We start from the raw sequence: 11,390 nt of genomic DNA on the forward strand, positions 1-11,390 counted from the left end.
TATTTATTTCTTTATTTTTGAAGCACTTACCGGAATTGTAGAATGCCACTCATTCCAAGCTTTCATCATTTTTTCCTTAATATGGGGATATTCAGCCGATACATCTTTCGTTTCACCAATATCTTCACGCAAATTATATAATTCCGTTTTATCAGACTCCTTATACAATTTCCAGACACCCATTCTGGCCGCTCCAAAGTTATTTCTGCACCAAAAAAGCATATCGTGAGGTTGCTGCTTAGTCTCTTCACGCAGATAACGCACTAAACTTACACCATCCAGAGTAGTCCCTTCCGGGATTTCAGATCCGGTCATTTCACAAATTGTAGGATAAAAATCTAAAGTAGAAATCATATCCCTGAATACTTTACCTTCTCTAAGTAAAGGTTTATAAGCAATGATCATAGGAGTCCTGATACCACCCTCGTACAAATCGACTTTATGTCCGCGCAAAGTTTTCATCTGACCGAAAACATACTCAAAAGAGGGATCATACCCTTCCCATGTTTTAAGTTCTGGTCCTCCCTTCGCCGGCCCATTATCGCTAACGAACACTATTATAGTATTATCAATCAATTTCCGGTTTTCAAGATAGTTCAGAAGAATCCCAATATTCTCATCGGCACATGCAATAAGAGAAGCTTGTACACGCATATACTCATCTTTAATATTGCTCAACCTATCATAGTACTTTTTCTCTGCTTGCCAAGGATTATGAACCGCATTATATCCCAGATACAGAAAGAAAGGAGTTGCATTAGATTGCTTGTTCATAAATTGTATGGCATGACTGGTCAGTTTATCCGTCATATACTCATTCTCATAGGTTGATTCTTTCACTGCCAGAATTGGTAAACGAGGTCCATCATACACTCCAGTCGAATCCGGGAAATAGTTACTGCTAATATCAATACGATCATAAACCTCATCAAAAACTACGTTTGCATCGCGGCAAACATGCCACTTACCGACTAATGCGGTTCTATATCCCGCCTCTCTCATTGTTTCTGGAAGTGTCTTATGCTGTGCCGGAACTTGAGCAAATTTCAAATCTGCATTGATTTGCATTCCATACTTTTGAGAATACATACCAGAGACCATACCATTACGGCTCGGACCACTTATAGGAGCTGTTACATATCCATCAGTAAAAGAAACACCCATAGAGGCCAACCGATCTATATTAGGAGTTGCAACAAGAGTACTCCCATTGTAGCCTACATCACTCCATCCCAAATCATCTACTGCGATGAATAGTACATTCGGTTTTTCCTGCTGTGTCTGGGCAGCCAGTGCATTTACTCCCAGCGGTAAAGTACATGCAGCAACAATAGCTGAATATTTAGTCATAATCATTCCTGTTCTATTTTCAAAATTCTTCTTTTTTTATTTCCTTTCTTCTCTCTCTCTGCTTTCTTCACATTACCTTTACCATCAGCTACACCTCCCTTGCCATAGTAAGGATAAGTATCCCAAATATCAGTATCCGAAATAGCACGAGGGTCTTCTGTTTCCTTCATCCACCGATCCATTTTTTGCTTCATTTTTTTCAGTATTTTGGCATATGCCTTATCATTAGCCAGATTCACAAATTGATAAGGGTCTTTCTTTACATTGAACAACTCATATTCCGGACGTTTGTCAAAAGCACGTTTGAAATAAGGATTCATATCTGGATCATCTTTACGATCAATCATATAGTTTTTGGTTGGAGAGCCATCCACATCACCGTAACCTCGCTCATTGTTATATGGGTTAACAGGGTCACCACTTGGCCAACGATCCGGCCTAAAATTGCGTATCAACAGATAATCTCCGGTTCTAACCGTACGTACCGGATATCCTCCATGGTTGGCACGAGCTTTATATCCATGGCGTTCACGTCCTCCATTTATAAATTCCCTGTTCAAAGGCTCATTACGCATTAAATAGGGTAACAGACTTTTACCATGTACATTTTGTGGAATATCCAATCCCGCAGCCTCTAAAAAAGTAGGAGCTATATCTGTCAGGCTTACTAACTCCTGGCTAACCTGCCCGGGATTTATCTTATCAGCCCACATGACAATGAAAGGCATGTTGGTACCGGAATCATAAAGAGAAGCCTTAGCTCTGGGAAAAGGCATACCATTATCACTTGTAATAATAATCAAAGTATTGCTTAACTCCCCTAATTCTTTCAATATCTTTAAAGCCTCATGTAGTTCATAGTCCATGCGTTCTACAGCATAGTAATAATCAGAAATATCTATTCTTGTTTCCATATTATCCGGCAAGTAAGCCGGAACTTCCACTGTTCTCGGATCTATACCATTCTCTTCCCCTTTACCCTTTTCATACGGACGATGGGGATATTTGCTACCATACCAAAAACAAAACGGTTTACTTTCGGACTGTGCTTTCTGTACAAATTTCTTCAGATTATCAGAATAGTTTCCAGCAGGATTCTCAGCCCAGGCTCCTTCTTCATAGACACCGGGGCCCCACCCCTTCTTGGTATAACCAACTTCATACCCATTATCTGAAAGTGTAGAAGTATAGGTTTTAATATCTTTTGGAAACATACTCCACAAATTTCCAGCAGCCTGCAATGCATGAGAGTACCTTCCCGTCAGTACTGCTGCCCTTGATGAAGTGGAAGTTGGAGCCGCGCAATATGCATTCATAAACGTGACCCCATTTTGTGCTACGTAATCAATAGCCGGAGTCTTTACCGTTTTATCTCCATAAACCCCAGCATGTGGTGCCGACCAATCGTCTGCTATAAACAAGAATAGATTCGGACGATCTTTATCCATTCTTTTTTGAGATTGTGCAACTGCATTTCCCACGACCAAAGAGGATGCGATAGCTGCACAACCATAATTAAATAATTTTCTCATAGTAATAATATTAAAAATTAATCATTTAGAACTTCAAATCCATAAGGAGGCAAAGTCAAATTGAACCTGTTTTTATCTAAACTATAATCAGAGCCGAAATTAGTATGCAGATTACCCGAATACAGGGTTTCTGGCAAAGTAAATTTTAGCTCTCTCACTTGACTACTCCGATTATAAGCAACAACAACAATCTCGCCCATGTATATCCTCGCAAAAGCCATAACATCTTTATCACAAAACAAAGACAACATATCTCCATAAATTAACGGAAGGCTCGACCTGCGCAATTTTATAAGCTTCTTTACTTTATCCAAATGTTGTTGCTCTCTGACAGAATAATTATCAAACTGCATCATCCGTCTATTATCCGGATCATTAGCTCCCGGGACTCCATATTCATCTCCCTGATAAATACATGGTACACCGGGAATAGTCAGCATAAACGCTTCCAATAAAGCCAATTTGTCATAAGCCACCGTATCCCCTACCAGTATTTTCCGCTTACGCCCGGCGGCCTTTGTGTCTTCTGATAAACTAACCGTACCTCCTGCTACCGATATAAAACGAGGCTTATCATGATTGCCTGATATATATCCCATTAAATTATGATAACCATAATTATCCAGACTTTTATACAGTTCAGTATTAAGCACTCTCATATCCCCTCCATCTAAGCCAAACACCTTGACTGCAGTATGATAGACATTGAAATCAAATTGCCCATCCAACATTCCACTTTTTACATAACTTCTCACCAATTCCACACTACCATAGGTTTCACCAATCTGGTACAGATGGTTCCAGTTCCGTTCTTTCCGTATTTTCTTTGTAAGTAATCTCCAATAAGATTCAGGAATATGCTTCGCAGCATCGTGCCTGAATCCATCAAAATCGTAATGCCGGATCCAATATAAAGCAGAATCAGTCATGGCCTCACGTACTTCCTCTTTCTCTAAATCAAGTGTCGGTAAAAAAGTATCAAACCAAGTAGTTAAGCGCTCATCATCAAATAAACGCACATTCAAACGCCCGTCTTCAGTATACATCGGAGTAACCCAGTCCGGATGTTCCTTCAAAATAGGACTGCTTTGATGAAGATGATTGGCCACATAATCCACAATCACATTAATATTTCTTTTATGAGCTTCTTCCAACATCTCCTTTAATTGTTCCTCTGTTCCAAAATGAGGATTTAAAACCGTAGGGTTGATGGGCCAGTATCCGTGATAAGCAGAAAACTTTGTATATGGGTCTTTATCTAATCCCCACGGGTCATCTGGATTCTGTGCTACAGGGGTCATCCAAATTGTATTTATCCCCAAATCTGTAAAGAAGCCAGACTGTATTTTATCTGTAATACCTTTGATATCTCCACCCTTGAAGTCAACAGTAGGCAAGACATCAGGACGATTGAGTGGCTTATCATTACTTGTATCACCATTATGAAATCTATCAATCATCAGTGAATAAAGTACTTGTGCCTGCTTATCCGTCCTATCTAATTGCGAAATATCCGACAACACCCTCTTATATTCTAAAGGAATTAGCAAATCATTGGATATCTTTTCTCCTTCGGAAGCTATAATTCTTATATAAGAACGTTTCATTAATCCGGCCTCACGTGGAACCCTAACTATAAGTTCTCGACCATTCAGCTCATAATCAGTGGAACTCATCTTCACGTTTTGCCAGAAAACCATCACCTGCTCCGGTGCCACCAAAAAAGTTGTTTTAAACTCTGTTCCAACCTGAGATGAACTAAAGGCAGTCAGTTCCTTTTTTGGAGTATCGTCCCCTCTCTTCTTTATAGCCATAACAGATACTCTCTCTTTTCCACTCCAGAACTCAATTGTATTCAAGATAGGGGTTGTTGTTTCACTTATAATAATAAACTGCTCAGAAGTATTTTGAAACAAAATTTTCAATGAGGAAGATGTTATAGAGTCTACCCTATCCATAGTAGGGTAATAATCAGTTATATAAATAGATGAGGTATCGCTTTCCAGTATTAAGATGGAAGCTATGTTTTCATTATACTTCAGTATATTCTCTTTTGTACAAGCTGACAATAGAATTATACCTAATACTATCTGACAAAAATTAAAAAGGTTTTTCATTGTATCTCTAAAATTATATCTATAAAAAACAGTCAAACATCTCTTTATTGATGTTCTGCAAGCAAAAATAGTAGCTTTTGGCAGGCATCTGACAAGCCACAAATAAAATATAGAGATTTTAGAGACTACAAAAGCACGTAATCAACTAATAATAAAACAAATACCCAATGCATTCATTTCTGTAAAATATAGAATTAGTATTAGCCTATATCGAGGATTTTCTTATCAAAACAGGTTTTATCAATAGCCTTATTCTTAATTTTTGTTCGATATGAATAAACGGTATTTGTAGAATATTGCAGGAATTTGGCTATGCGATCCGTATCCGTAATCCCCAACCGTATCAATGCAAAAATTCTTAATTCAGGAGTCAGACATCTGCTATTTGGCAAGACTATACGTTCTTCTTCTCTAAGAAGTGTATTGAAACCGACAATGAAATTTGGATAAATATTAAGAAAAGCTTCATCAAAGCTCCTATAAAATTGCCTGATTTCTAATTCTATTACATCAGAAGAACGAACCATACTTTTGAGTTCTTCAATCTTGCCAACCACTATTTTACTATATACCATTGACTGATAATGTTTCAAATTGGATATATAAGAAGAACAGAGACTCATAAAACGCCCCACATATTCTTCCTTAACCATATTCGATTCAGACAAAGATTTATTCAGATTCGACAATTCTGCATTAGAAACCTGCAATTTTACCTTTATCTTATCCAGTTTTTTATTCTGTTTATATAGAACAATCCAAAACGCCATCAACAATACGAATAAACCTGTTATAGCAATCAGATAGATCCGTAAACGTCTGTGCTGTTCAGCAACTTTCTGTTTATAGGCTTTTTCTATAATCGGTTGTATTTTAACGATTTCCAAGCTTCTCAATCTTGCATTATAAAAGTTTGCATCATCCATTGAAATAGTACAATAATGATAAGCTCGCTCAATATCTCCCTCAGCATATAGCTCAGCTGCCAGATTTCTCAATGACTTGTTTTCTTTTACTGCCGACATCACATCCGACATTGCAGACAGCAAAAGATATCTTTTCCTTTTTTCACCCACCGGTTCCATCTCAGATAAAGTAGAAGTAATGACAGCATAATCATGAGAACCAAATTCATATTTTTGCAAGACACCCAACAAAACCTCTTTGGCTTTATTCTCATTACCTTCACTGTAGGATTTTCGAGCTAGTAATCGCATATATTCATTACTGTTCGATTCAGAGATGAGTAGTAACGAGTCAATATACGACTTACTTTTACGCTTGTATTCTTTCCCGTATTTTGAGCTTCCTGCATAATTGCTCAAGTGATAATATGTTTGTTCGCAACAATGATAATATTGCTTCAACAAAAATGGAGATAATTGATCCACATTGACACTACGAAGTATCTCAAGCGTCTCCTGATACATACCGACAGAAAGTAAAAGATTGGCTTCCAAAAATTTCGTTTCGTTTAATTGATCACTATCCCTTGTCTGTTGCGCTATTTTCCAGTTTTCATCCACATATTTCATTGCAGAATCACAAATATAGGATCTATACTCCATGACTAAACGGGTAGTGACCATATATTTCTCATCCAAAGAATTACATAAGAAAAGTTGTTTCTTTAAAGAATCTATTCTCTGTACTTTCTGTTGTACATAGCTTTCTTTTGCATCAAGCACCTTATCCAGACGCTGAATAAGAGAGGGTATAGGTAAAGAAAACACGTTCTCAGCTTTCGCCACGATGCTCTTACATAGTAGAATAACAAAGAATAAAATGATGTAGCGTTGCATTATCTTTCCACTTAATAAAATTAAAAAATCATCTGAGAAAAGATTTCCCTAAAGCACAAATATACATGATAATTTTTTAGTTTTCTCTATAATAATGCAAAAATCACATTCATCTCAAAAGTAGATACATAGATACGCACACCATAAAAAGCCCATCAAAAACTATTTTATTCCATACCCGAACCGCACTTGCTCCGTACATTCTTCGGTCAGAAGTACCTCTGTACGGAGAAACTACGGACTTGGTACGGAGCAAGTATGACTCGGGTACGGTGTAGGTGGATATTTGACTAATAATATTTCGGAGCAGGAGGATTTTCACCTTTATAATCTCGATTCGTATAAACACGTATCCAGTCGATGTACATGGCAGGTTTAGCATCTTTTTTCCATTCGGAAGGAATGATAGCACCAGGCCAGGCATTCGGGTTCGTAGAGATACCCGTACTGAAAATCAGGAAGAAGCCCAGCGGATCACTCCAAGGCCAGTCAGTATTGCCATCAGCCCCTTTGTGGTGTTCAAAATAGACTTGTCCGTTGACACCTCCTACAATGCGGTCGGGATACCATTCCAGCCAATAGATATTCCATTGAGACATATTGGCAAGATTGATGGAGGAAGTGACACTACCACCACCGCCTATGACACCGGCATAGTGATTTTCGGAATGAAGCGTGAAATGAGCACAATCGTTCAATGTCTTCTTGGGATTCTCCAAAAGATCGATCTCACCATTCTTCGGCCAGGGACGGTTATTGTTTCCCATAAACCAGAGGGCATCATTGAAACCTACATAAGGAGTACGTTTGAAACGTATCTCAATACGCATATTTTCAGTAAAGTTACACCAGAACTCCTTACTGCCGGGAAGTGAGGTGCGATAACAACCGTGAGAATACTTCACTTTCTTACCGAAACGGTTGTCTATCGAGTCTTTCTCCTCTACACTCCAGATGCGCAAAACTCCATCCTCTACTTTTGAACATTTCCGGTTATCGACCTTTGCCGTACGTGACATGTGCAAGCCTCTATGTTCTACGAAGCCAAGCGGCAGTCCCTTTTTCGTATCTTTATCATTAAACTCATGGGCTGTATAAAAAGACCATCCTTTCATTTTAGGATGCATATCGCCCTTCTTCAAGTGCAGGGCATCCCCCGGATTGTCATACACCAATGTTTCATCATCTTTCGGCAATACCCTCTCTACGTCTTCTCCATCGGGATAGGGAACAAACTTGCCGGTAGTTTTCAGAATAGGCATAGTGGCATGTTGGGCTCGCAGATAATCACTCAAAACTTTAGCCAGCTCCTTCACTTTATCCGGATAACATGCAGACAAATCATGCTGTTCGGAAATATCATCGTTCAAGTTGTATAGACAACTGCTGCCGGTTTCGTAATAATGAATTAATTTCCAGTCACCTTTCACAACGGCACTTTGCGGAGCACCAATCGTTTGTATTCTCTCACCCCAATTATTCGGATAATGGAAAAATAAAGCACGTTCTTTTTCTCCAGTCTGTCCCTTCATCTGCGCCATAAAGCTCTGCCCGTCAATCTGCTGTGGTGTCTGATAATCATGTACTCCAGCTATTTCCAATAGAGTCGGAAAGAAATCTTCAATAATGACTGGTGTATCATTCATAGTTGAAGGGGACGTTACATTCGGATAATAGACGATCATCGGTTCGCGAATTCCTCCTTCTTTCAAGGAACCTTTTCCTTCACTCAATGGAGCATTTTTATCGGCACGACCTATTGTATAGCCACCATTATCCGACATGAAAATAATAACTGTATGATCTGCAATGCCTTTCCGATCTACATAGTCCATCAAATCTCCCAGACTCTTGTCCATACCCTCCACCAAGGCAGCATACTGCGCCTCTTTATGCGGAAGCCCTTTATCCATATACTTCTGATAGAAACGTTTATCTGTCCCGAAAGGCGCATGCACGGCATAATGGCTCATATAGAGGAAAAAAGGTTTAGACTGGTCAAGAGCCTTATCCATAAGCCCCTTTGCCTCCAACGTCAAAGCCTCAGTAAGGAAAGTATCTGTTCCATGATACTTTTCCAAATCGGGCACAGCCCATATCGCTGCCCATTCCGGCTTGCCGGAAGCACCATATCCTTCTTCTCCCAGATAGCTGCCCATAGCACCGGCCGCATGACCGGCTATGTTATAATCGAAGCCAATAGCCAATGGATTCGCAGCAGGTGTATCTATCGAACCGAAATGAGCTTTACCTACCATCATGGTAGTATATCCGTTTTCACGAAGCAATTGTGGCAGGCACTTCGCATAAAAAGAATGTTCCAACCCGGGTTCAGGACACAGACCATTATAATTCCATACTTCAAAATCCAGTGTTTCATTTTTCCGGTCAGTCGGTGTATCTTTCTTCAACGTCCAGTTCGTTACTTTATGCTGGGCGGCGTTTGCTCCCGTAAACAAGCTGACACGTGAAGGGGAACTGATAGGGCATGCATAAGCGTGTGTAAACCTGACACCTTTCTTTGCCAGACGCTCCATATTGGGTGTTTCATAAATATGATTCAATTCGGTAGTATCATTCCAGAACGGTAAGGAAGTATCTTGCCATCCCATGTCATCCACCAGAAAAAGAATAATATTAGGCTTTTGCTGAGCTATGGCATTACCTGAAAGCAATGCCATAGCAGCTATAGAAAGTATCGAATTCTTCATAACACTACTTTGTCAGGATACCGACTTCACCGACCGTTACAATATTTTTATTATTTATCTCCGACAATGGTTCCAGCTTGAAATAACGGGCAGGATATGTTTTGCCAAACCGTACAAAATAAGGCACAGGATTGTGCATGATATTACTGAATTCACCACTTGCCTCACATTGAGTCCACGACTGTCCGTCAAGGCTCACATAGAAAGCATATTTATAGATAGTTCCCGTCAAATCCTCTCCTATGGAAGGAGCATAACTGAAGCCACTTACTTCCACTTTATCCCCCATATCAACAATCAATGGCGTAAGTGCGAAAGCACGCCAAACCGTTTTCCGGTCCCCATCAATAGCCTTACGGGAATCTGCATTGCCACCAACTACCTGCCATCCATCGACAGGCACATCGCCGAGTTGTACTTCTTCATTCTTATCTGCAAGAGGTTCTGCATAGAAAAGACCGACCGCAGCAACATTAGCCACACCACGGGCAGAGCGAATAGTTACACGAATACGCTCCGGACGAGTATCAGAGAAACGTACAAGACGTTTATATCCTACTGTTGTACCTTCTGCCATATGAATCCAGGAACCATCTTTATACGCTTCTACAAGGAAACTTTCAATACGTTGTCCTTTGGAGATATCTTCCTGAATCATGAAAGTATTCACCAACGCATCTTTCTGTATATCATATTGGCGGACTGTGCCGGAAGTTCCATACCATGCCTCGTTTCCTTTCAGCACACAATTACGGGCAAAAGTTTTCTTTAAATAACTGGAAAATTCTTTCAGCCTCTGCACATCATTTTCATTAATCAACCCACGAAGGTCAGGCGGAATATTCAATAAAAGAACGGAATTATAGCCTACTGATTTGAAATAAATATCCGTCAGATGATTTAAAGACTTCACTTGCTTGTCCTGATCGGCATGATAAAACCAACCCGGACGGATGGAAACATCCACCTCAGAAGGATACCAGAAAAGTTCGGTAGCACGAGCCACTATATCACGTCCGCCTAAGTCCTTTGCCTTGCCGAAGATACCCAATTCTTTATTCTGTTCGCCGGAACGGGGATAGATACCCGGAGTCAGAGCTGTAGCACTCCATTCTGTTTCACGACCGATGCCTTTTTCATTGCCTACCCAACGAACGTCATCACCCATGATAGCAGTAACTGCTTTAGGTTGCAGGCGACGAATGGTTTTTAATATGGCATCCCAATCATAGATTTGTTTTTTACCGTTAGGACCTTCACCGTTAGCACCGTCAAACCACACTTCATGGACTTCACCGTAATTGGTGAGTAATTCGGTCAGTTGCTTGATGAAAAACTGATTGTAGGCAGGAGAATCACCATAGCAAGAAGCATTACGATCCCACGGGGAGAGGTAAACTCCAAACTTGATACCATACTTCTTGCAAGCATCCCGCAGTTCACGTACCACGTCTCCCTTTCCATCTTTCCAGGAAGAAGAGACTACGGAGTGACGGGTAGTTTTGGTAGGCCAGAGACAGAAGCCATCGTGATGTTTGGCGGTGATGATGGCCATCTTGAAACCGGATTCTTTAAGAGTCCTCACCCATTGTTCGCAGTCCAGCGAGGTAGGATTAAAGATGGCGGGATCTTCAGTACCATCTCCCCACTCTCGTCCGGTGAAAGTATTTACACCGAAATGCAGGAAAGCGGTCAGTTCCATACGCTGCCACTCCAATTGTTGGGGAGTGGGTACAAGACGTGAAGCCATTTCTACCTTTTCCGCCGCTGTAGCACCAGCGGGAAAAGCAACGTGCTTTTCATAATAAGTCTCTTGTGCCTGCAATCCGGAAAAGATTGTAAGACTGAGAACTGTAGTTAGAATCAGGTTTTTCATGC

At 40.3% G+C, this 11,390-nt stretch carries 6 protein-coding genes; all 6 read right to left on the reverse strand.

The genetic code is table 11. The features are described from left to right. Positions 1-3: 3 nt before the first annotated feature. A complete protein-coding gene (locus tag BACCELL_RS06415) occupies positions 4-1,350 on the reverse strand; it encodes a sulfatase family protein (protein WP_157133885.1) in 1,347 nt (448 codons plus the stop codon). A 2-nt stretch (positions 1,351-1,352) separates the two neighbouring features. After that, positions 1,353-2,882 carry a sulfatase family protein gene (locus BACCELL_RS06420; RefSeq protein WP_007210824.1) on the reverse strand — a complete coding sequence of 510 codons (1,530 nt, stop codon included), beginning with the start codon at positions 2,880-2,882 and terminating at the stop codon, positions 1,353-1,355. Positions 2,883-2,899: 17 nt separating this feature from the next. Then, the gene (locus BACCELL_RS06425; protein WP_007210825.1) at positions 2,900-4,999 is read right to left on the reverse strand and encodes an alpha-amylase family glycosyl hydrolase; all 2,100 of its coding nucleotides are present in this window, start codon (positions 4,997-4,999) and stop codon (positions 2,900-2,902) included. A gap of 200 nt (positions 5,000-5,199) precedes the next feature. Continuing rightward, entirely contained in the window at positions 5,200-6,801 is a 1,602-nt protein-coding gene (locus BACCELL_RS06430; protein WP_007210826.1) for a DUF6377 domain-containing protein, read from the reverse strand. A gap of 290 nt (positions 6,802-7,091) precedes the next feature. Continuing rightward, positions 7,092-9,512, reverse strand: a complete 2,421-nt coding sequence (locus tag BACCELL_RS06435; RefSeq protein ID WP_007210828.1) for a sulfatase-like hydrolase/transferase — start codon at positions 9,510-9,512, stop codon at positions 7,092-7,094. Between the two features lie 4 nt (positions 9,513-9,516). Then, entirely contained in the window at positions 9,517-11,388 is a 1,872-nt protein-coding gene (locus BACCELL_RS06440; protein WP_007210829.1) for an alpha-L-fucosidase, read from the reverse strand. Between the last annotated feature and the right edge of the window lie 2 nt (positions 11,389-11,390).

The sequence above is a fragment of the Bacteroides cellulosilyticus DSM 14838 genome (assembly GCF_000158035.1).
GTDB lineage: Bacteria > Bacteroidota > Bacteroidia > Bacteroidales > Bacteroidaceae > Bacteroides > Bacteroides cellulosilyticus.